This window comes from Lysinibacillus sp. NPDC093692 (assembly GCF_050280125.1).
In the GTDB taxonomy this organism is placed as follows: domain Bacteria; phylum Bacillota; class Bacilli; order Bacillales_A; family Planococcaceae; genus Lysinibacillus.
The window spans coordinates 219,961-243,653 of record NZ_JBNNUW010000005.1; the positions used below are offsets into that span (position 1 = coordinate 219,961).

18 protein-coding genes, 1 riboswitch and 1 other annotated feature are annotated in these 23,693 nt (G+C 37.9%); of the genes, 4 read left to right on the forward strand and 14 right to left on the reverse strand.

All coding sequences use genetic code 11. The annotated features are described in order from the left end of the window. Positions 1-99 precede the first annotated feature (99 nt). A complete protein-coding gene (locus tag ACQKN4_RS08060) occupies positions 100-1,350 on the forward strand; it encodes an NAD(P)/FAD-dependent oxidoreductase (RefSeq protein ID WP_427483235.1) in 1,251 nt (416 codons plus the stop codon). A 245-nt stretch (positions 1,351-1,595) separates the two neighbouring features. Here the strand turns inward: ACQKN4_RS08060 and ACQKN4_RS08065 are convergent, their stop codons facing one another. The 9 genes from ACQKN4_RS08065 to ACQKN4_RS08105 form a co-directional block, all read right to left on the reverse strand. Then, a complete protein-coding gene (locus ACQKN4_RS08065; protein WP_427483236.1) occupies positions 1,596-2,288 on the reverse strand; it encodes an AIM24 family protein in 693 nt (230 codons plus the stop codon). Between the two features lie 419 nt (positions 2,289-2,707). After that, entirely contained in the window at positions 2,708-3,979 is a 1,272-nt protein-coding gene (locus ACQKN4_RS08070; protein WP_079561663.1) for an L-lactate MFS transporter, read from the reverse strand. 908 nt (positions 3,980-4,887) lie between these two features. Continuing rightward, entirely contained in the window at positions 4,888-5,823 is a 936-nt protein-coding gene (locus tag ACQKN4_RS08075; RefSeq protein ID WP_427483237.1) for a DUF4181 domain-containing protein, read from the reverse strand. Continuing rightward, positions 5,810-6,331 (reverse strand): sigma-70 family RNA polymerase sigma factor, encoded by a 522-nt coding sequence (locus tag ACQKN4_RS08080; RefSeq protein ID WP_079561665.1) that lies wholly within the window; start codon positions 6,329-6,331, stop codon positions 5,810-5,812. Before ACQKN4_RS08080 ends, ACQKN4_RS08075 begins: the two co-directional genes overlap by 14 nt. A 97-nt stretch (positions 6,332-6,428) precedes the next feature. Beyond that, on the reverse strand, positions 6,429-8,846 hold the full coding sequence (leuS, locus tag ACQKN4_RS08085; protein WP_079561666.1) for a leucine--tRNA ligase: 2,418 nt from the start codon (positions 8,844-8,846) through the stop codon (positions 6,429-6,431). A gap of 90 nt (positions 8,847-8,936) precedes the next feature. Then, positions 8,937-9,148, reverse strand: a binding site (T-box leader). 131 nt (positions 9,149-9,279) lie between these two features. Further along, positions 9,280-11,031, reverse strand: coding sequence for a dihydroxyacetone kinase subunit DhaK (gene dhaK / locus ACQKN4_RS08090; RefSeq protein WP_427483238.1), 1,752 nt, complete (start codon positions 11,029-11,031; stop codon positions 9,280-9,282). 702 nt (positions 11,032-11,733) lie between these two features. Next, the gene (locus ACQKN4_RS08095; protein WP_427483240.1) at positions 11,734-13,458 is read right to left on the reverse strand and encodes a SulP family inorganic anion transporter; all 1,725 of its coding nucleotides are present in this window, start codon (positions 13,456-13,458) and stop codon (positions 11,734-11,736) included. 55 nt (positions 13,459-13,513) lie between these two features. Beyond that, a complete protein-coding gene (locus ACQKN4_RS08100) occupies positions 13,514-13,861 on the reverse strand; it encodes an ArsR/SmtB family transcription factor (RefSeq protein ID WP_079561668.1) in 348 nt (115 codons plus the stop codon). Positions 13,862-14,033: 172 nt separating this feature from the next. Beyond that, positions 14,034-15,212, reverse strand: a complete 1,179-nt coding sequence (locus ACQKN4_RS08105; protein WP_427483242.1) for an MDR family MFS transporter — start codon at positions 15,210-15,212, stop codon at positions 14,034-14,036. 260 nt (positions 15,213-15,472) lie between these two features. Between ACQKN4_RS08105 and ACQKN4_RS08110 the strand changes: the two genes are divergently transcribed. After that, complete coding sequence (locus ACQKN4_RS08110) at positions 15,473-16,429, forward strand: TIGR01212 family radical SAM protein (RefSeq protein WP_079561670.1); 957 nt, start codon at positions 15,473-15,475, stop codon at positions 16,427-16,429. Beyond that, positions 16,426-17,004 carry a tRNA (mnm(5)s(2)U34)-methyltransferase gene (locus ACQKN4_RS08115; protein WP_079561671.1) on the forward strand — a complete coding sequence of 193 codons (579 nt, stop codon included), beginning with the start codon at positions 16,426-16,428 and terminating at the stop codon, positions 17,002-17,004. The genes ACQKN4_RS08110 and ACQKN4_RS08115 overlap by 4 nt, the downstream gene beginning before the upstream one ends. Before the next feature lie 196 nt (positions 17,005-17,200). On the opposite strand, the gene ACQKN4_RS08120 is transcribed toward ACQKN4_RS08115, so the two are convergent. From ACQKN4_RS08120 to ACQKN4_RS08130, 3 genes are all read right to left on the reverse strand, one after another. Beyond that, a complete protein-coding gene (locus tag ACQKN4_RS08120; protein ID WP_427483244.1) occupies positions 17,201-17,836 on the reverse strand; it encodes a superoxide dismutase in 636 nt (211 codons plus the stop codon). A 624-nt stretch (positions 17,837-18,460) separates the two neighbouring features. Beyond that, positions 18,461-19,969 carry an alanine/glycine:cation symporter family protein gene (locus ACQKN4_RS08125; protein ID WP_079561672.1) on the reverse strand — a complete coding sequence of 503 codons (1,509 nt, stop codon included), beginning with the start codon at positions 19,967-19,969 and terminating at the stop codon, positions 18,461-18,463. Positions 19,970-20,095: 126 nt separating this feature from the next. Further along, the gene (locus tag ACQKN4_RS08130) at positions 20,096-20,902 is read right to left on the reverse strand and encodes an alpha/beta hydrolase (RefSeq protein WP_079561673.1); all 807 of its coding nucleotides are present in this window, start codon (positions 20,900-20,902) and stop codon (positions 20,096-20,098) included. 136 nt (positions 20,903-21,038) lie between these two features. Here ACQKN4_RS08130 and ACQKN4_RS08135 point away from each other — a divergent pair, with 136 nt between their 5' ends. Further along, complete coding sequence (locus tag ACQKN4_RS08135; RefSeq protein ID WP_079561674.1) at positions 21,039-21,560, forward strand: gamma carbonic anhydrase family protein; 522 nt, start codon at positions 21,039-21,041, stop codon at positions 21,558-21,560. 178 nt (positions 21,561-21,738) lie between these two features. Here the strand turns inward: ACQKN4_RS08135 and metK are convergent, their stop codons facing one another. Next, on the reverse strand, positions 21,739-22,935 hold the full coding sequence (gene metK / locus ACQKN4_RS08140; RefSeq protein ID WP_427483248.1) for a methionine adenosyltransferase: 1,197 nt from the start codon (positions 22,933-22,935) through the stop codon (positions 21,739-21,741). Positions 22,936-23,270: 335 nt separating this feature from the next. Beyond that, a riboswitch (SAM riboswitch) is annotated at positions 23,271-23,388 on the reverse strand. Between the two features lie 52 nt (positions 23,389-23,440). After that, positions 23,441-23,563 carry a hypothetical protein gene (locus ACQKN4_RS08145; protein WP_427483250.1) on the reverse strand — a complete coding sequence of 41 codons (123 nt, stop codon included), beginning with the start codon at positions 23,561-23,563 and terminating at the stop codon, positions 23,441-23,443. Between the last annotated feature and the right edge of the window lie 130 nt (positions 23,564-23,693).

The window sequence follows — 23,693 nt, forward strand, 5'->3', positions numbered from 1 at the left end:
CTTTTGTTGTATTTTCAATGCGAAAGAAGCCTCTCTATATAGACTTCATGTATAATAGGAAAGATTCCTAATTTGAAAAGAAAGTGAGTTTTTAAATATATGTACGATGTTATCGTTATCGGTGGTGGCCCATCCGGTTTAATGGCTGCTATCGCTGCTGGAGAACGTAAAAAGAAAGTATTATTACTAGAAAAAGGAACAAAACTCGGCAAAAAATTGGCCATTTCAGGCGGTGGTCGCTGTAATGTCACTAATCGTTTGCCCGTTGAAGAAATAGTCAAGCACATACCTGGAAATGGCCGTTTTCTTTACAGCCCATTCACGGTTTATAATAACGAAGATATTATTGCATTTTTCGAAGGACTTGGTGTGGCATTAAAAGAAGAGGATCACGGACGTATGTTTCCTGTATCTAACCGAGCGCAAGATGTTGTAGATTCACTTATTCGTCAGCTTCAGAGGCTACATATTGAAGTGCGCTTAAACACACCCGTTAATAAGCTTCTGATGGATGAAGAAAAAATACTCGGGGTACGCCTTACAGATGGCACAGAAATTCGTAGTGAGGCAGTAGTCGTTGCCGTTGGTGGGAAAGCTGTTCCACAAACTGGCTCAACAGGCGATGGTTATCCATGGGCAGAGCGTGCCGGCCATAAAATTACTACACTTTTCCCTACTGAGGTTCCTGTTCTATCAAAAGAAGACTTCATTCAAGCTCGTGAGCTACAAGGACTTGCGTTACGCGATGTCGCTGTCTCTGTTTTAAATCAGAAGGGCAAAGCACTCGTAACACATCAAATGGACATGCTTTTTACTCATTTCGGGTTAAGCGGTCCTGCTGTTTTACGCTGTAGTCAATTTATCGTGAAAGAATTAATGAAAACAGGATACGAGCCTGTGACAATGCGAATTCAAACACTTGTTGATTATAATGAGGAAACGTGCCTGCAATATTTAAACAGACTCGTTAAAGAAGATCCCAAAAAAGCTGTAAAAAATGTATGGAAGGGTATTGCTCCTGAACGCTGGCTACTATTTTTATGTGAGCGTGCAAATATCGATGTGCAAATGACAGGCGCTGAATTATCACAGGAGAAAGTCCGCAACTTAGCTAGATTACTCGTTAATTTCACAATGACAGTTAGCGGGACACAATCTCTTGAAAAAGCATTTGTCACTGGTGGTGGCGTCTCAGTTAAAGAGATCGAGCCAAAGACAATGGCTTCAAAGAAAAAAGATGGTTTATTTTTCTGTGGAGAAATCCTTGATATTCATGGCTACACAGGTGGCTATAATATTACGTCTGCACTCGTTACAGGACGTATCGCAGGGATGAATGCAGGAAAGTAATACACTCTGTTTCGGACTTCTATTAGTGGTTTTTATCACAAAAAACTATTGGGTAATGAAGCTCTTCGGCAAAGCGAGTAGGGGTGATTTCCGTTCCGACTGAGCGCTTTCCTGGGGCCGCAGTAGCAAACAGATGTACAATCACATCACTGTTGTATATCTCTTTTGTTCGATTACGGTGAGTAGTCTGGGGTGGAAATCAACACATTAAAAAAAGCGTGTCCTTAAAATACGGACACGCTTTTTCAGCCTTCTTTTGACATATATACTTCTTCATATGGTTGAATGATGACAAACCCTTCACCTGAAAATGCCATTTGAATGGATTCACCACTGCCTCGACCGATAAATGTTCGGAAGCTAATATCTGTTTTAAACTCTGGGGACAAAGTACCTGACCAAGCTACAGTAGCATGTGGATCAGTATAAACCGTTTCACCAGGCTTTACTAACAAGGTTAACGGTTCGAAATGAGTTGTAATAGCAACCTTCCCTCTTCCTTTTAAAGTTACATTAAACAACCCACCTGACATAACTCCTGCCATTTTACGCATTAAATGAATATCCCAATCAATACTAGGCTCAAATGCGAGTAAATCATTACCGTTTACGCAAATTGTTTCACCCTTTAGATCGAAGACCGTTACTTTTTTCCCTTGATCGGCTAAATAAAGTCGCCCCTTACCCATCGCTTTCATAAGTTGTGTACCTTCGCCGGTTAATGCCTTTTTAAACATTTTACCTAAGCCATGCTCCAACACACGCTCACGCTCAAACTTAATATCTCCTACATAAGAAATCATTGCGCCCATTTTCGACCAAACCTCGCCATTTAGGTTAACCTCTAATACACGCTCAGTTTCTAACTCGAAATATTCATTTTCGCTATCATCCTGCTGTGTTTTATTAATAAACTCATTTAAAGAAAATCTCCCCATATCTCAATGCCTCCTTATTTATTTTATATACGTTTTAAGTTCCGGAAAGATTCAATCAAATTATCGTAGGGGTAAAAACGAACGATTGAATGATGCGTTGAATCTTTTATTCATGAAACCGCAAAAATTTCAAAATTAATTAAAAACAAAGATGTTGACCTAAAAACATTAGTTTGTGGCCACCCACTAGCAAATTTTCATACACCTCGCATTTGCTTTCCGTTACAAAATTTCTCTTTTAGTAGCGAATTCACTTTATTTCCCATAATGATATTGACAGCAGACACCAACTGTTATACATTAAACAAAGATTAATCAAGTGTTATATAACAACAGCTACAAAAAAAGACCATACAAGCGTCACGTGCGAAATGACACTCATATGGCCATTACTTTCAAGTGCGAATTGAAAGTAAACTTTATTGTGTAGCGGAGACGTCTCCAACCTTTTCAGAAGCTTCTTTTAATGCTGTTCGTTTACGTACATCTGCACGTAATGTTAAAGCAATAATTAATGAAGCTGCAATTAACCCTGTAAATACATAGAATACAGGAATATAGCTACCATAAGCATTTTTAATAGTGCTTACTAAAAGTGGACCAAAAATACCACCTAAAGACCAAGTTGTTAATAAATAACCATGAATAACCCCAAGTTGTTTCGTACCGAATAAATCACTTGCAAATGCAGGTAGATTAGAGAAACCTCCACCATAGCAACTAACAACTAAGAAAATAAGTGCTTGGAAAATAATAACGTTTGTAGTATGCGGTAAGACGATAAATGTAACTAGCTGTGCGATAAAGAAAATTACAAAGACATTCGAACGACCAATATAGTCAGACACAGCAGCCCATATTAAACGACCACCACCATTAAATAATCCCATTATACCTACCATTGCTGCAGCTCCTGCAACTGATAACCCTACAATTTCTTGAGCCATTGGAGATGCAACAGAAATCATCATAATACCTGCTGTAACGTTTACTAAATGCATTGACCATAGCATCCAGAAATGCTTAGTTTTCACAGCTTCGCGTGCTGTCATGACAGCTAAATCTTTCTTCACTACTTCTTTACCATTATCTGCAGCCGCCTTCATATTCGCTGGCATATAACCAGGTTTAGGTGGTGCTATATATGAAGCCCCTAAAATCATTAACGTGAAATAACTTGCCCCTAAAATAAAGTACGTTGTAGAAATTCCCACAGCCCCCATTAAGTTAGCTGCGACTGGCGCTGTAATAAGTGCTCCTGAACCAAATCCAAGTACAGCCATACCTGTTGCTAATCCTCGGCGATCCGGGAACCATTTTACTAATGTCGATACAGGCGCAATGTAACCAATACCCATACCCAATCCACTTAGTAAACCGTATGTTAACCAGTACAATGTTACGGAATCCATTGAAATCGCTACACCTGCACCAGCTTGTCCTGCCCCAAATAGAACAGCTGCTATCATCGCAGATTTACGTGGCCCCATTTTTTCTACTAAGTTACCAAATAATGCTGCTGAAAAACCAGCAAGCCCCATCATTATTGTAAAGGCAACCGTTACGTTTGTTTCACTCCATCCCATTTCTGTAACAATCGGTATCTTATATACACTGTATGCATATGCTCCACCGATTGAAAGGTGAATAGCGATTGCAGATAATGCAATTAACCATCTATTTTTATTCATAATTTCTCTTTTCTCCCCTCTTTTGCTACCTGTGAAAGTTTTATGAACGTCCTGTAAAACAATTTAACACTTAGAATTATTCAAATGCAAGATGTTTTTTAAAAAAATATTATTTCTGCAAAAAGTATTTTATTTTTTACCCCAATAATTTTATAATGAAAACCCTACAGTCTCTAAGCAAATAGATGTTTTTTAAACAAAAAGCATAACATTTTTTAGCTATTATTATTTTTCTACTCTATTATCCAACTTTACATTAACTATTTTAATATAATTAAATTTGTTCATATTTTCACATGTAATTAATGTATATTCCACTTTTTCTAACGCTTATTATTTCTTCGTGTTTCTATAAAGGGTCATGAACAAATATCCATTAAGTAGAAATAACGTGGATAAAAGAGAATTACAAAGCCAAAATAGACAAATTCTGTTCGCTCAAAAGAGAATCTGAAAATCATGTTAAATGATTCAATTAACTTTTAATGGATATTCAATTAAATAAATACAATACACATTGTGCATGCTTCAAAACGAATAATCATTACTTATTGATTTTTATTATTCAAATATATATTTTTTCTTTTAGTAAGAATCTTACACATCCTTTTTAGCTATGGATAGTTATACTTTTCAAACTAATAAACAACTAAACCAATAAGTTATAACAGAAATATTTGCTATAGCACACAAGTAAAAACATACTTTTAAACCAAATACTGTTAATGTTTATAAAACTCAATTCTAGATTTGTTTATGTAAATACTAGCTTTTACGGAGAAATGCATTCTATTAGAGATAATCAATCTCAGACGATCTTCAATGCATATTTCGAAATGAAGTTCCCCATTAATTTACTTCTATATCAAAAAGAGATGCTCTGGAATAAATTGAGCATCTCTTTCTTTTTATGAAAAGTAAATGATAAATACAATTATTAGTGCTAGTGACATAATAGATGATCCAATCGATGTATAATGTCTTTTTTCCTCTCGCACATAATAATAGTCAATCACAATAGAACTCATCATGAATACTGCTATAAATACACATATTGTAGCCGTATATAAAAACAAACCGTATATATTAAATAAAATTAAAGACGCCCCTTGAATAAACTTAGCAATATACGTTGTGCGTTGATGACCTGTATTTATATATTTTGGCTCTTTCGGAATGCTAAACATTTTTCGAAGAGCTTTTTCAGTAAGCCATACTAGAAAGAGAGCAATTATTAAAAAAATAAACATCTCACGGAAACTAAAATCTTTATCATCTTTTCGCATTAGGGTAATAAATGCTGACGCAGTTTCGGCATCTTCCACCTTGTAAAAGATATTTGTTTGTCGATCGCTAAAAGCTAACTGCTCATCGTTTAAGAACATTTTTAGCTGCACAACCTGCTCATTGTCAAACTCTACCCATACATCACGATATGCATAGTAATCATCATCCTTCTTCGAAATAACTGCCTTTTGAAGCGTATTGGCAATGAGCTTTGTTTCTGAATCATTTTTATAAGACTGTTGTCCTAAAATCCAGCCAGTTCTTCCGGCCTTAAAGGTTTCTTCCTCCCAATTATACGCACTCGTAAACTGTTTAACCTCATGTTGGGTTAGTTCAATAATCGTAGCATGCTTAGATGAATCTCCTTGCTTCCATGGACCAATTACAATCAAGAAAAGGATCGTCACGACTGCTCCTATGAAAATCATTGGATATTGCCATCTGCGAGGTTGTTTTTTTGGCTGAAATGCATTGTGCAAAATACGCTCCTGCAATTGTTGTGAGAAACGTGGTGCTTCTCCAAGCTCTTTATCCAGTTTATCCTTAAAAGATGTCATCTTTTAGCACCTCCCAATGGCTTTTGTCCAGTTTTTCCTGCAAAGTTTGTCTAGCTCTACGCAATCTTGTTTTCACTGTATTTTCGGTACATGCAAGAACCTCCGCTATCTCTCGAACCTTTAATTCTTGATAATAATAAAGAATAATTACTTCTCGATAGTTGATTGGAAGCTCAAACAAAGCTGCTGTCACAATTCTTCGTTCATCCTTTTCAATCAAATTTGTTTCTGGCGATCGTTTACTAACACCAATGTGCAGCTTTTCAAATAAAATATGTCGCTTATTTTTCCAACTTCTTAAATAGTCATGACTTTTATGTACTGTTATTTTTACTAAATATGTTTTTAGCGAGGATCGTTGTTCAAAGCGCTCTTGTTGCCGATAATAAGCAAAAAATACATCTTGAACGATTTCTTCTGCAATAGCCCAGTCTTTAACATATAGATAAGCTACACGAAGGCAGTACTCACCATGCTCTTCCATAATATTTGCTAAATGTTCACCCAAACAAACACCTCCTATTCACACTATAGTCGTATCGAAATCTTAGATGGTTTCAGTATAAAAGAAAAAAGTGCCCAAATATTGGACACTTTTCACATTTTTATTTCACAACGATATTAACAAGCTTACCTGGAATGACAATTATTTTTACTAAGTTTTTGCCTGCCATATACTCTTGTACTTTGTCATCTGCAAGAGCTACTTTTTCAATTTCTTCTTTTGAAGCATCTTTCGCTACGATGATTTTTGCACGTACTTTGCCTAGCACTTGTACGGCGATTTCCACTTCATCATCAACAAGTTTAGACTCATCATATGTTGGCCATTCCTTATATGAAAGTGTTTCATCATGACCTAATATTTGCCATAACTCTTCTGCAACGTGTGGCACCATTGGAGCTAGTATTTTCACAAAGCCTTCAGCGTATGCTGTTGGAATTACTTCCGCTTTGTAGCAATCATTGATGAATACCATCATTTGTGAAATAGCTGTATTGAAGCGAATACCTTCATAATCCTCTGTCACTTTTTTCACAGTTTGGTGATATGATTTTTCTAATGTTTTGTCATCAGAAGCTTGAACTTTCGCAGCGATTGTACCATCTTCTTCATTGACAAATAGACGCCAAATACGATCTAAGAAACGACGTGCCCCGTCCAAGCCATTTGTTGACCATGCAACAGATGCTTCAAGTGGACCCATGAACATTTCATATAGACGTAAAGTGTCCGCACCGTGTGAAGAAATGATTTCATCCGGGTTAACGACGTTACCTTTTGATTTAGACATTTTCTCATTACCTTCACCAAGAATCATTCCTTGGTTAAATAATTTATGGAATGGCTCTTTCGTGTGTACAACACCTAAATCGTATAATACTTTATGCCAGAAGCGAGCGTATAGTAAGTGTAATACCGCATGCTCTGCCCCACCGATATAAATATCGGCTGGTAACCAACGTTTCAGTAATTCAGGGTCTGCAATTGCTTCTTTATTTGTTGGGTCAATATAACGAATGAAGTACCAGCTAGAACCAGCCCACTGTGGCATCGTATTCGTTTCGCGACGACCTTTTTTGCCTGTTTCAGGATCAACAACATTTACCCATTCAGAAATGTTCGCTAACGGAGATTCACCCGTACCTGAAGGACGAATATTATCTGTTTTTGGTAGTACTAATGGTAATTCTGATTCCGGTACTGGCGTCGTTGTACCATCTTCCCAATGAATCATAGGAATTGGCTCACCCCAGTAACGTTGACGAGAGAATAACCAGTCGCGAAGACGGTAAGAGATTTTCTTCTCTCCTACGCTTTTTTCTTCAAGCCATTGAATTGCTTTAGCAATACCTTCCTCTTTGTTTAAGCCATCAAGGAAGTCAGAGTTAATATGTTTACCATCACCTGTGAAGGCTTCTTTGCTAATGTCTCCACCTTCAAGGACAGGAATAATTTCTAAACCAAATTCTGTTGCGAATTCATAGTCGCGCTCATCATGCGCTGGAACTGCCATAATTGCACCAGTACCGTATGATACTAATACGTAGTCTGCAACCCAAATCGGCATTTTTTTACCGTTAATCGGATTAATTGCATAGGCACCTGTGAATACGCCTGTTTTCTCTTTCGCTAAATCTGTGCGTTCTAAATCAGATTTCAATTTTACTTTATCTAAATAAGCTTCAACAGCTTGTCGTTGTTCAGCAGTTGTAATTTGATCCACTAATTTATGCTCAGGTGCAATAACACAGTATGTAGCACCAAATAATGTATCAGGACGAGTTGTAAACACTGTGAAGTTTTCATCTGTTCCATCTATATTAAATGTTACTTCTGCACCTTCCGAACGACCAATCCAGTTACGTTGCATATCCTTAATAGACTCTGGCCAATCAACTTCCTCTAAGTCATCGATTAAACGGTCAGCATAGGCAGTAATTTTAAGCATCCATTGCTTCATTGGACGACGTTCTACAGGGTGACCACCACGCTCTGACTTTCCATCAATAACTTCTTCGTTTGCAAGTACTGTTCCAAGTGCTGGACACCAGTTTACAGCTACTTCATCTACATAGGCTAAGCCTTTTTTATAAAGTTGGATAAAGATCCATTGTGTCCATTTATAGTATTCTGGATCTGTTGTGTTAATTTCACGATCCCAGTCATAGCTAAAGCCCAACTCTTGAATTTGACGCTTAAATGTTGCAATATTTTTCGCTGTAAATTCTGCAGGGTCATTTCCTGTATCAAGTGCATATTGCTCTGCAGGTAAACCGAATGCATCCCAGCCCATAGGATGTAGGACGTTATAACCTTGCATACGCTTGAAGCGTGAAAGGATGTCTGTCGCTGTGTAGCCCTCTGGATGTCCTACATGGAGACCAGCACCAGATGGGTATGGGAACATGTCTAACGCATAAAATTTTGGTTTTTCTGTTTCGTTTTCAGTTTTAAACGTTTTATTATCAGCCCAATATTGCTGCCACTTTTTTTCGATTTGTTGATGATTAAAACTCATTATTCTTCCTCCTTTGAATGTGTCATGCTCTTCAACTTAAGAATTGACAAAATATTTAAAAAATAAAAAAACTCGCCCCTCTCTTCATTAGAAAGGGACGAGAGAATTCGTATCTCCCGCGGTACCACCCACATTAGTGATCACACTCGGCTTTAGCTTCCTTAACGCGGAAGGAACGGCACGAGCTGTTTCACTCGGGCAGACTCAGAAGGCGAGTTCAATTTGCTTTCCTACTAGCTTCCACCAACCGCTAGCTCTCTAAAAAGAAACACAAATTTACTATTCCTCATCATTGTCTTACATGTATTGCATTTATTCTAATGGAAAGTACTGAAAAGCACAAGACTTTGTTTACATACTAACCATTTTTGAACAAATTAAATCCCTATGAAGGTAACAATATTCGAAATAAGTTGTATCCATAGTGCTCGCTTTATTTTAAACTACGAGAAAGTTCCGTAAAGATAACTCCTAGCGCATAAGCACCGGCATCCGGATAACCTAGACTTCTTTCACCAACTGTTCCGGCACGACCCATTCGAGCAACGATTTCCTTTGTATATTCCGCTCCTTTAACAGCAGCCTCTGCCCCTTTCTCAAAAGCTGTTTTAAAGTCCGCACCAGTTGCAGCGCTTTCTAACCAGGAATTTACACAAGGTACAAGCGCATCTACAAGCGTTTTATCGCCTACCTCTGCCCCTCTTCCGAAAGAACGCTCACCGACAGATTGTATACCTTTCAGCGTAGCTTGTAACATTTCAGCAAACTCTCCGACAGTTAATTCCATTTTTCCCTCCACTGCTTTACTAGCAGCTCGGAAAGCCCCGCCCCAAATTGGACCAGAAGCTCCTCCGCAATGTTCCATAATAATCATGGAACAACCATCAAGGAAAGTCCCAATACTTAAATGTTCATGATTTAGAATCGAGCTCCATCCTCGTTTTAATTCCTTAAAACCTTTAGCGACACTCATTCCAAAATCGCCGTCACCTGCATGGGTATCCAATTCGCAGAAAGGCACTTCGTTCTTAATAATAATCTCGCTCATTTTATCTACAAGATAAATCATATTATTTAATGTGATTACCTCATTTTTGATGATAGCGTGTTCTTTCCCTGTTTCCGTCTCAAAGAAAACTTGTTTCTCTTCTACGTTATCATTAATATCTACGTATTCTACACGCCCAACTGGTCCATCTACCTTAAATGCAGGTGTATTACATTCTTTCGATAATAGTGTATTCAGTTCATCATCTAGTTTCATTACTGTAAGAGAGATTCCAGCCATATCAATACTTGTCATGTAATTGCCGACAAATGTTCTATTGATTCGTATATTTCTTTTACTCAGCTCTCTAGAAACCGCATTATTAAACAGATAAAGTTCTTGAAGTGGTGTACCGCCAAATCCATTTACTAGAACAGCAATTTCAGCATCTTTATCTAATCTTAAATCTTTTAAAAGGTCATTTATCATACGTAAAGCTAATTCATCTGCAGCCATCATTTTTTCTCTTTTTCTTCCTGGCTCTCCATGAATACCGACACCATATTCCATCTCGTCTTCACCCAATTTGAAAGTAGGTGATCCACTAGCAGGAACCGTACAGGAAGTTAGCGCCAGACCAATTGTTCGAACATTTGCCGCTGCTTTTTCCGCTACAGCTTTGACCTGTATCAAATCCATACCTTCTTCAGCGGCTGCACCAGCAATTTTATGTACTAACACAACTCCTGCTACGCCGCGGCGCCCTACTGTATAAAGGCTATCTTCTACTGCAATATCATCTTCTACTCGGACGTACTCTACTTGAATGCCATCCTCCATGGCTAAGTGAGCGCCATTTTTAAAATTCATTATATCTCCGCTGTAATTTTTAATAATGAGCAGTGTACCTTTTTGGCTGGCTGTTGCTTTGATTGCTTGATATACCTGTATTTGTGAAGGAGAGGCAAACACATCACCACATACCGCAGCATCCAGCATTCCTTTTCCTACTAACCCTGCATGTGCTGGTTCATGTCCACTACCGCCACCGCTAATTAAAGTTACCTTATTTGCATTCATTGCTTTTTTCTTAATTACTTTATATTTTTTTAACAGCTCAAGTTCCGGATGAGCCAGAACTATCCCATTGCACATTTCCATAACAAGTGATTCAGGTTGATTCATAATTTTTTTCATCTTTAATCCTCCCCTATAAGTTTTGTCACATTCTACGGAGCCTATTCGTAGGCATATTTCTATAATTATTCAAAGAAGATTCCTGCTATGATACATACCCTTTGAAATATATTTGAAAACGTATTCTATTAAAAACGAATAAAGTTGTAGGGATGATTATCATAACCTCTAAGACAATTAAACTCCCACCTAATTTATTCGCTTTCGCTGAATTTTGAAGGGGGAGTTTTTTACTTGTCACTTTGTTTTCGGTACAGATAAATTACTGCCCCTTATTGCGGGATAAAGTGAAACTTTAATCAGTGGGGGTTTCTGTTCCCCACTGATTATTAGTCTTCACCAATCGGGCAGTTAGGGGCAGTTTTTTTATTTACTGCCCCTTATTGCGGGATAAAGTGAAACTTTAATCAGTGGGGGTTTTCTGTTCCCCACTGATTATTAGTCTTCACCAATCGGGCAATTAGGGGCAGTTCTTCTACTTTTACTGCCCCTTATTGCGGGATAAAGCGAAACTTTAATCAGTGGGGGTTTTCTGTTCCCCACTGATTATTAGTCTTCACCAATTGGGCAATTAGGGGCAGTTCTTCTATTTTTACTGCCCCTTATTGCGGGATAAAGCGAAACTTTAATCAGTGGGGGTTTTCTGTTCCCCACTGATTATTAGTCTTCACCAATCGGGCAGTTAGGGGCAGTTTTTTTTATTTACCGCCCCTTATTGCGGGATAACTCCTGACATTCACGGAAAGCGAAATGCTTACAGCCAATACATTTATTTGTATCTAAATAGCTTAAAGCTTTATTAATCGCTTCTCCTGTATGCGGATAGAAATTATCTTCACCAATTTCATCATATAAGCCATTGTACTTTAGTGCCTTTTTTAATTCGTCTTGTACTCCTGTAACTAAAATGGTACCACCCTGTGCTTTAAAATTCCGAATGACATTACCAAAATACGACTCACCTGTTGAATCCATAAAAGGTACTTTACCCATGCGTAATACTAAAACTTTTTGTTCGTGCTGAATAGAATTTACAATTGCCGGCTCAAAGGTTTGAGCTGCTCCAAAGAAAAGAGGACCCTCAACTGTATAAATACTAATTTGTGGACAGTCTCGTTTTTGATGAACAACATGTGATTGTAACTTTCCACTCTCTTTCGAATGATCCGGTAAAACCTTTGTTACTACAAGCTTTTCGCTCATACGCTTTGCAAATAATACGACCGCTAGTACAAGCCCCACCTCTACAGCTAATGTTAAGCTTGTAAAAACAGTAAGAAGAAACGTAATGATTAAAACGAGAGAATCTCCTGATTTTAATTTAATAATATGTGCAAAATGCTTTTGCTCACTCATATTCCAAGCAACAACCATTAAAACTGGAGCCATACTAGCTAATGGAATATGTGAAGCAAAAGGAGCAAGTAATAATAAAGTAACTAAAACAAATACACCGTGAATAACACCTGATATGGGTGATACTGCACCTGTTTTAATATTTGTCGCAGTACGAGCAATAGCCCCTGTCGCAGGGATCCCTCCAAAGAAAGGAGTGACGATATTAGCAATCCCTTGACCAACAAGTTCACGGTTACTATTATGCTTTGTATTTGTCATTCCATCCGCTACCACAGCAGATAAAAGTGATTCAATCCCACCAAGCATCGCAATCACAAAAGCTGGTCCAATAAGTAGCTGAATACGCTCCCATGTGATATCTGGAACTGCGAAATTCGGTAGTGTATTAGGAATTTGACCATAGGCTGTTGCTATTGTGGCAACTTGTCCAGAAAAAAAGAATGTTGCCACTAGTGTAGAAACAACAATCCCCGCTAACGCTCCTGGAACTTTGGGTAAAACTTTCGGTGTTATTAAAATAATGATAAGGCTTATGATCGCCGTTATAACACTATAAAAGTTTGTCGTACCAATATGCATAACAATTTCTTTTACATTGTCAATAAAATACTCATGTCTTTTAATATTTGTTAAACCTAAGAAATTGGCAATTTGACCTGTAAAAATAATCACTGCAATTCCTGCGGTAAAACCTATCGTTACGGGTCGGGGAATAAATTTTATTAATGAGCCCAGTTTAAACATACCCATTAAGCACAAAATAACCCCGGCCATTAATCCGGCGATTAATAAGTTTTCATAGCCATACGAAATGACTATCCCTAATAAAATTGGTACAAATGCACCTGTAGGTCCCCCTATTTGGAACTTCGAACCACCAAAAAGCGAAATAAGTATGCCAGCAATAAAAGCTGTATATATTCCATACTCAGGCTTAACACCTGACGCAATGGCAAAGGACATTGCCAGTGGTATTGCTACAATCCCGACAATTGTCCCTGAGATTAAATCTTTCTTCAAATGATGAACAGAATATCCTTCATATCGCCCTGTAAACAGTGACTTCATTTATAAATCTTCCCTTCAAAATAATAGCAAGGTAAATGTTTCGTAAAACCCCAGTTTACATATCCTCTTCATTATCTTCATTAATAGTCATTTCTTCTAATCTAGTAATTGTATTTATTAAGTGATTATTAAAAATTTCTTTTGCGACGCCAAGTAACTCTCCAATCATTGGATCGCTTAAAGAATAGTAAACTTTTTTCCCCTCTTTCGTTCCATAAACAATATTTTTGCCTCGTAATACACTTAACTGCTGAGAAACAGCTGAGCCCTCTTTTTCTAAGCAGCTTTGAATTTCATTGACATTTTTCTTACCATCTACTAGTAATTCCAATATTCTAATTCGTAATGGATGTGCTAAAGCTTTAAAAAAATCTGCCTTAAATTGCTGCAAGCTCTCTTCCACATAAATCCCTCCACGGAACTTCATTTTCATATATTCAAATATTTGAATATGTATGATTGATTGTACGCTACAATATGCTAACTTTCAATATCAAACACTAAAAAACGAACAAAAAACGTGTTTCCCACACAGTTTTTGCTCGTTTTGAGAATATTATTGTTAAATTTATCTATTAATCTGTCACTGTTTTATTCTTTCGTAAAGGATAATCATAGATAAGGCATGGAATTATCGCAAGCAATACAATAATTACTAGTATTAATACAAGTGCAATCATGCCAAACTGATCGACCATAATACCACCAAATAATGGGCCAATCATACGACCTGTTGTTGCTGCACTATTAATAATCCCTTGATAAAAGCCCTGACGCCCTTTTGGTGCAAGTTGATTGGCGATTGTAGGTAAGACAGGTGTATAAAACATTTCACCAAAAGTTAGCACAACCATTGCTGCTCCAAACATTTTAAAATCACTTGCAAACGCAATGATGCCAAAGGATATCGCGATCAGTGTAACGCCAAACACTAATTGACGCTTCAATTTATTTTCCCAGCGTTTCACTAGCGGCGCAATTAGCGGTTGCCCTAAAACGATAAGTAAGCCATTAATAGTCCAAAGTAGACTGTACTGTTTCAATCCTAATCCTAGATCTTGTGTATAGGAAGAGATAGTCGCACTCCATTGTGAATAAGCTACCCAGCATAGTACAGAGGAAGAACTTATAATTAATAATGCATAAAACGGTGCTTTATTGATTATTCGCTTACTTTCACTCACGACATTTTTCGGTGCAATGCTTCCCTCTTCAAATCGTTTAAAAGTAAAAAATGCTATAAAAAAGAACAAAATATACATGGCTAAGTTGACCTTAAAGACGTAGTCAAATTGGTAAGCAGCAACAACACCGGCAAGTGCAGGACCAATTGCTACTCCTAAATTTTGAGCTAAATAAATTGCGTTAAAAGCTTTTCGTCCACCCTCCGGCCACGCAGTTCCAGCTAAAGCAAACATCCCTGGGAATACAATACCCCCACTAAAGCCGAGTATCGTTAAAATCCACACATAATGTGGCCAGCCGTGCCAAATCGTTAAAGCTATTAATGAGGCAATCGTCAAAAGAATGCCAAACATTGTTGATTTATAGCCACCTATTCTATCAAATAAGTAACCACCTAAGAGATTCCCTAATACACCAGCAGCAGAATTCAACATCAACACAAAGCCAGCCATCGCAAGTGACTTCCCTAAATAATCGTGCATATAAATGGCGTTTAAAGGCCATAAAAAAGAGTTGCCCGTCGTATTCACAAGCATTCCGATAATTAAAAACCAAACACTTTTTGGCATAGAATGTCCTCCATTATTTCGCTACTCTAAATAGTTAGTTTATGTTTAAACATACAAAAGCACAAGAAAAATAAATTTACTCTTTTTACATATGCTTTAGAATATTTTTTGTGTAGTTTTTCGGGGCCTCCCGGTGGTTTACGACGGTCGATGTACTTTCCGCATGCCTTCTCTCATAGTACATCCACATATTATTAAATTCTCCCTCATGACGGAAACACCAGCACGTGATAAAATATAGTGTTAGAGGAGTGAAATAAATGACAGAAACAAACTTTCCTTTTCCATCAGACGGGAAGAGGTATTATACATGGAATCGCTATTTACGTGAGCAATTTGGCCATAAAGTATTTAAAGTAGCACTAGACGCAGGCTTTGACTGCCCAAATCGTGATGGTACAGTTGCCTTTGGCGGTTGTACGTTCTGTAGTGCTGCAGGTTCAGGTGATTTTGCTGGCAACAAAGTTGATCCTATCGAGGTGCAATTTGCTGAAATACGCGACAAAATGCATCAAAAATGGAAGGATGGCAAATACATGGCTTACTTCCAAGCGTATACAAATACACATGCACCGCTACCAGTATTAAAAGAAAAATTTGAAGCTGCATTAGCCCAAGAAGGGGTTGTTGGATTATCTATCGCAACACGCCCTGATTGTCTGCCAGACGATGTAGTTGAATATTTAGCTGAATTAAATGAGCGTACCTATTTATGGATTGAATTAGGACTTCAAACTGTACATGAAAAAACAGCCAATCTTATCAACCGTGCCCACGATTATGCAACATATGTGGAAGGTGTTGAAAAGTTACGAAAACACGGTATTCGTGTATGCTCGCACATTATTAACGGTCTTCCTCTCGAAGACTCTGACATGATGATGGAAACTGCTCGTGAAGTCGCGAAGCTTGATGTACAAGGTATTAAAATCCATTTACTGCATCTTTTAAAAGGTACTCCAATGGTTAAGCAATACGAAAAAGGAATGTTAGAATTTTTAGATCAAGATGTTTATACAAAGCTTGTAGCCGATCAACTTGAAATTCTACCACCAGATATGGTTATTCACCGAATTACAGGCGATGGACCAATCGATTTAATGATTGGCCCGATGTGGAGTGTTAATAAATGGGAAGTATTAAACGGAATTGATGCTGAGCTTGAACGCCGTGGAAGCTGGCAAGGAAAATTTTATAAAGCTGAGGATGACAAATGAAGCTACAACGCGTTTTACAATATGCCCAACAGCTAATAAAAGATACTGTTGTAGAGGGCGACACTGTAGTGGATGCCACAGCTGGAAATGGCCACGACACATTGTTTCTAGCACAGCTTGTCGGTGATGAAGGACAAGTATACGCCTTTGATGTTCAAAAGAGCGCTGTTGATGCCACTCTCCATCGCCTTTTAGACAATGGTTTAGAGCATCGTGCGCTTGTTTTACATAGAGGGCATGAAGAAGTAGTCAACTATGTCCACAAACCAGTCGCAGCTGCAATTTTTAATCTTGGTTATTTGCCTGGTAGCGATCACGACATCATTACACAGCCAAATACGACGATACAAGCAATTGATAATTTGCTTAAGATGCTAAAAATCGGTGGTCTTATTGTCCTTGTCATTTATCATGGTCATCCAGGTGGGAAGGAAGAACGAGATGCTGTGATAGACTATGTCAGTCAACTTCCCCAAAAGTATGTACATGTATTAAAATACGAGTTTCTAAATCAACAAAATGATCCACCTTTTGTAATTGCTTTAGAAAAAATGAAAGATTACTCGTTAAGCTAAATAGATCGTTTTAATATTCATTTATTTAAGGCATGATTCCGATACCGTATTGGAATCATGCCTTTTAATTTTGAAACCCCCTGCTGTGTAGGGGGTTTTCAAAGAATATAAGAAAATATCCCCCGATGGCGCGGGGGATATGGAGGAGTACTTAACTTTACTTTCATGTCAAATTACCTTAATTAACTTAGCTTAGTTAGATTTTAAAAGTGTTTATTGTTTCCCTTGCATTCACATATCGTTGATTGACTTTGTCCCAATCAACTGTATTCCACCAATTCGTAACAAACTCAGGTCGGCGATTTTGATATTTCAAATAATATGCATGCTCCCAAACATCAATAACGAGTAGAGGGATTTTCCCCTCTTTTAAAGGCGTGTCTTGGTTAGCTGTACTCATAATGGTCAATTGCTCGCCATCTAGCACTAGCCATCCATATCCACTTCCAAAGCGTGAAATTGCCGCTTTAGAAAGCTGATCTTGAAAATTATCAAATGTTTTAAAATAATAATCGATCGCCTTTCCAATATCAGCAGTTGCCTCACCACCACCATTAGGACTCATCAATTCCCAAAATAAACTGTGGCAATAGTGTCCCCCACCATTATTTTGTACGGCTGTTTGAATGTCCGTTGGAAGCACATCAAGATTTCTTAATAAATCTTCCAATGACTGATCTTCTAAATCCTTATGACCTTCTAATGCCACATTTAAATTATTTACATACGTAGCATGATGCTTAGAATGATGAATTTCTAACGTTCTAGCATCAATAAATGGCTCCAACTGATCATAATCATATGAAAGTTTCGGTAAATGGAACACAGTCAATTTTTCACCTCCTCCCAAAAAGTTTCTTAAAGGAAAGATAATTTCCTTATGACAAAATATACCTTCTTTTTCTATTGCCGTCAATAGAAATTTTATTTTCTTTTATAGTTCTTCACCGAAATATGTAAACGACTGCACAGGATACAAGAGCAGATTTTAGTATTAATCTTTTTTTATGGCTCATCACCAAAAATTGTGCATGACATTTATTAAAACATATGCTTTGTATATAAGTTGATCTTCGTTACGGCTGAGCGACTCCTTGGGGACTAGCAATAGAGGAATGAGAGTGAAGCTGGAGGGAAACGAAGGCTAAAAGCATCATGTCCTGTGATAACGCCTTCGTGACCAACATCCTGCTACTGCCGCTTCGTTGGCACTACGCTTTCGCGCAAAAAACATCTTGTTGCCGCGACGCACCCAGGAAGCTTTGCTCTGTGCGAAAGCGTAGCGACAGCAACAACAAATGTTTCCTGTAGCGAAAGCAAAGCGGCAGCTACAAAGCGCCCAGCCGGAACAGAAATCAACCACACGTTATGGTGCTGAGCCTTTTTTAAAGAAAACAAAAAAAGCTATCTAATAGAATCTTTCAATCTATTAGATAGCTTCCTATCTTATTATCTATTATTTATTTTTACGTTTTTCATTATAATCAATCCAGAAATCTGCACCTTTAATTCCTAGTTTACGAGGATCAAAAACAGGATCTTTTCCTTCTTTTTTCTGCTTCTCATAGTCCTTTAATGCGACTATAGCAGGCTTCATAATAATTAAAATCGCTATAACGTTAATCCAAACCATTAGTCCTAATCCAACATCCCCCATAGCCCAAGCAAGGTCGGAAGTACGAATAGTACCGTAAAACGCAGCAATTAAAATTGCAAATTTAGCTAGCCAAATGACGACCTTCTCTGTAGTTCCTGAGAATAAATAAGCCACATTTGTTTCGGCAATGTAGTAGTATGCCATAATCGTCGTGAAAGCAAAGAAGAATAATGCGATCGCTACGAATGGTCCACCAAAGCCTGGTAATGAAGAGTCAACTGCATATTGTGTATATGCTGCACCTTCTTTAATACTTTTCGCAAATGTTATTTGCTCATCTCCAGTTAATCCACCTTTATTGAAATCACCAACATAAACATATGAATCAGTGCCTTCTGCAGCTTTTTCATCCTGTACATTGTACATGCCAGTAAATAAAATCATAAACGCAGTAGCTGAACAAATTAATAATGTATCAATGTATACAGAAGCTGCTTGCACGATACCTTGTTTAGCAGGGTGTGATACTTCTGCTGCTGCAGCCGGATGCGCACCTGTCCCTTGCCCTGCCTCATTTGAATAAATACCACGTTTAACCCCCCATGCAATAGCGGAGCCAACAATACCACCGAAGATTTCTTGCGCACCAAATGCACTAGAAAAAATTAATGAAAATACAGCTGGTACTTCTTTAATATTCATTGAGATAATGACAATGGCCATAAGAATATATGCTAATGCCATAAACGGTACAATGATCTGTGCAGCATTGGCAATCCATTTTACCCCACCGATAATAATAGTACCTAATAATACAACAATAATAAGTCCTGTAATCCAAGTGTCAACAGAGAAAGCGTTTTCAACTGCTGTCGCAATTGCATTCGATTGAACACCCGGCATCAACACTAACATGGCAGCTAATGCGGCAACAGCGAAAATAACTGCAAACCATTTTTGCCCCATTCCCTTTTCTATGTAAAACGCTGGACCACCACGATATTCTGTATCTTTCTCTTCTTTATAAATTTGAGCTAATGTCGACTCAACATAAGCAGTTGCCGCACCGATAAAGGCGATTGCCCACATCCAAAAAACAGCACCAGGTCCCCCCATCCCGATTGCTGTAGCTGTACCGGCAATATTACCTGTACCTACGCGACCAGATAATGCAATAGACATTGCTTGGAAAGATGAAATCCCCTTTTCCGATTTTTCGCCTTTAAACATTAAAACAAACATATCTTTAATGTGTCTTACTTGTAGGAACCTCGTAATGATTGAAAAGAAGAGCCCAATTAACAAAATGCCATAAATAAACCACGGTCCCCATAAAATCTCATTCATTTTCCCAACGATTGCTTCCATTTTACCCCTCCAATTTGAAAAATATTACTTTGAGTCATTATAGTATTACACTTTTCAGAAAATTACAACATTATATTTAAGTAACAAAAAGTTAGTATTTTTCTAGTTAATTGGAGAGGTCATTCACTACTTAATTATATAGCCAATGTTTCGAAGAGCATTATTAATAAAATCACGTATATAAACAAAAATCTCGTCACGCTCTACTTCATGAAATAGATTATGATAACTGTTTGCCCATTCTTTAAATTGAAACTCTGTAAAGTCCTGCAGATGAAGCCAATTACGAGTTTGTTTAGTTTCAGTAATATTATCTTTTTCAGCTGTCATCACTAACATAGGTCTATTAGGGAATTCTGCCTTAGGCAATAACACTATATTACGCATCATTTGCTGTAGTTCTCGATACCATTTCACTGAAACAACTGACGAAAAAGGAACTTCATCCTTCATCTCATCTCTACCTTCTACACTGCGCGTTAATGATTCTATAGTAATTTCATGAGTCAGCTTCACATTTGCAGTCAGGGCACTTAAACTAGTTAAAGCATTTGATAGTTTACCTGGCAGTAGCTTTAAATGAAGCCATGGTGAGGTTAAAATAATTCCTGCGCATTCATATTTTCTTTTTTGCATGGTATGTAGTAATAGTGTCGCACCAAGCCCATGCCCTATTAAAAAGACAGGTAGATTATACGAAAAAGCATTCTCGATTAAATGCCTAGTATATTTGTTGTATTCTTTAAAATCTTCATCGTGAACATTTGAAAACCCTTTATTCACTCCATGATTAGGTAAATCCCCCATGACTATGTGGAAGCCTTCCAATCTTAATTTTTCTATAAGCCATGCATACCAGCGGTGATTTTCATATGCCCCATGAAGAATTGCAACCACAGCCTTTGCTTGTCCATCAGCTTCCCATTTCCACATTTCACATAGTCCTCCTAAAAAAATAATTACACAATGATTATAACGGAATATCTAGCTCATTTTAATTTAATATTTCCATCAAGTTGCGTATTTGATACGATAATATTACATCATAGAAAGAAAAGAGGCGATTCTCATGATCTATCCATTTAAAGGGAAAACACCCAATATTGATCCATCAGTATTTATTGCCGATTATGCAACCGTTACTGGTGACGTAACAATAGGTGCTGAAACAACTATTTGGTTTAACACAGTTATTCGAGGGGACGTATCACCGACAATTATCGGAAAAAGAGTTAGTATTCAAGACCTCTGTTGCTTACATCAAAGCCCTAAATATCCACTAATTATCGAAGATGAGGTAACAGTCGGACATCAAGTAACTTTACATAGCTGTACGATTCGTAAAAAAGCCTTAATAGGTATGGGCTCTATCATATTAGACGGAGCGGAGATTGGAGAGGGTGCATTTATTGGGGCAGGTAGCCTTGTTCCTCCAGGCAAAGTCATTCCTCCAAATAGCTTAGCATTAGGGCGTCCCGCAAAAGTTGTAAGAGAATTAAACGATGAAGATAAAGAAGATATGGAACGCATCATACATGAATATGTAGAAAAAGGCCAATACTATAAATCTCTTCAACCAAAAAATAAATAGTTATTTCAACTTAATCAAAGCAGCTCCACGTTTGCTTGGACAACCTAGCCATACACGATTATATATGGAGTTTTTTTTAGTATAAAAACAGTGAAAGGGGCAATAGCATGTAGAGCCCCTTTCTGTAATAGTATCTTAAAATATTGGTCCAGCTACTTTATTACTTTAGCTGAATAGTTTATAAACCTGCTTTTTCTTGTAATGCGTCTGCTTTGTCTGTTTGTTCCCAAGGTACATTTAAGTCTGTACGACCAAAGTGACCATATGCTGCAGTTTGCTTATAAATTGGGCGACGAAGGTTAAGCATTTTAATAATCCCTGCTGGGCGTAGGTCAAATAGCTCGCGTACCCATTTTACAATTTCACTTTCCGTAACTTTTCCTGTCCCGAATGTATCAACAGCAATAGATACAGGTTGAGCAACACCAATCGCATAAGCTAGTTGTACTTCAGCTCGATCTGCTAAACCAGCTGCTACGATATTTTTTGCCACATAGCGGGCTGCATATGCCGCTGAACGGTCTACCTTAGTTGCATCCTTACCAGAGAAAGCACCACCACCATGACGGGCATAGCCACCGTATGTATCAACGATGATTTTACGTCCAGTTAGACCAGCATCTCCTTTTGGACCACCAATTACGAATCGACCAGTTGGGTTGATGAAATATTTAGTCTCGGCATCTAATAATTCACTTGGAACAACTGGAGCAATAACAAATTCTTTTAAGTCTGCTTGAATTTGCTCAAGTGTAGCTTCTTCGTCATGCTGTGTAGAAATGACAATCGTATCAACGCGCACTGGTACATTGTTTTCATCATATTCAATTGTCACTTGTGTTTTTCCGTCTGGACGTAAATAACCTAGTTCATCAGATTTACGTACTTCCGTTAAGCGACGAGCCAATTTATGCGCTAAACTAATTGGTAATGGCATAAGCTCTGGTGTTTCGTTACATGCATAACCGAACATTAAACCTTGGTCACCTGCGCCAATTGCTTCAATGTCAGCGTCTGTCATAGAGCCTTCACGTGCCTCTAATGCTTGGTCAACACCTTGAGCAATATCAGGTGATTGTTCACCAATAGCAACAAGTACTGCTAGATTTTCAGCATCAAAGCCATATTTCCCACGTGTATAACCGATTTCTGCTACAGTATCACGAACGATACCTTTAATGTCTACATAAGTAGAGGTAGTAATTTCTCCTGCTACTAGTACTAAACCAGTTGTTACTGTTGTTTCACACGCTACACGTGCGTTTGGATCTTCTGCTAAAATAGCATCTAAAATGGCATCCGAGATTTGATCACATATTTTGTCTGGATGTCCTTCTGTTACACTCTCTGATGTAAACAGTCGACGTTTTGTCATTTGGTTTTCCTCCTATTACTTTTACAAATAATATTTGCGAATTAATACGGTACTCATTACCCATGTCAAGCCCGCTCCTATAGATTGAACTCTAAAGCAGTTGTTGCTGTCGCTACGTTTGCACTGCGCTTTCGTACAAAAAAACAACTGTTGCTGTCGTTTCACTTTCGCACAAAAAACAACTACTACTTTTAACACGAGGTTTTCGAAAGATCCGTCATTATAATAAGGAAAGGACTATATACTTACCTTTACATTCGTTTTTAACAATAAAAAAATCCTTTTCTCACGCTTACTTAACATGAGGAAAGGAATAATGACTTCGTAACCTTTCACTCTTATCGTTCAAGGGGGTTCCCTTGCATCAGGTTGGCACCAGCGCATGTCGTGAAATAGTTCATGCAGGTTGCCGGGTTTCACAGGGCCTGACCCTCCACCAGCTCGGGATAAGAGTATCCGTTCAATATCTCATAATACGTAAAAGGTCGAACGTTGTCAAATATTTTTAACTTCTTTCAGCAAGTGCCCAAACACCCGCTAAAATAGAGAATCTCAGTGTAAGAACACCACGTCCTGCAGCATTGCCGAAAGCGACATCACGTCGGCTCTCGTGTTGTCGCTTTCGCACAAAGAACATCTCCAGGTCTAAGCACAAAACCGATTCCGTTCGCTTTGTTTATCTGTAGCGAAAGCAAAGCGTCAGCTACAGTTATACCATTATTATGAAACCTATTTGTATTATCCTGTAAATTCAAACA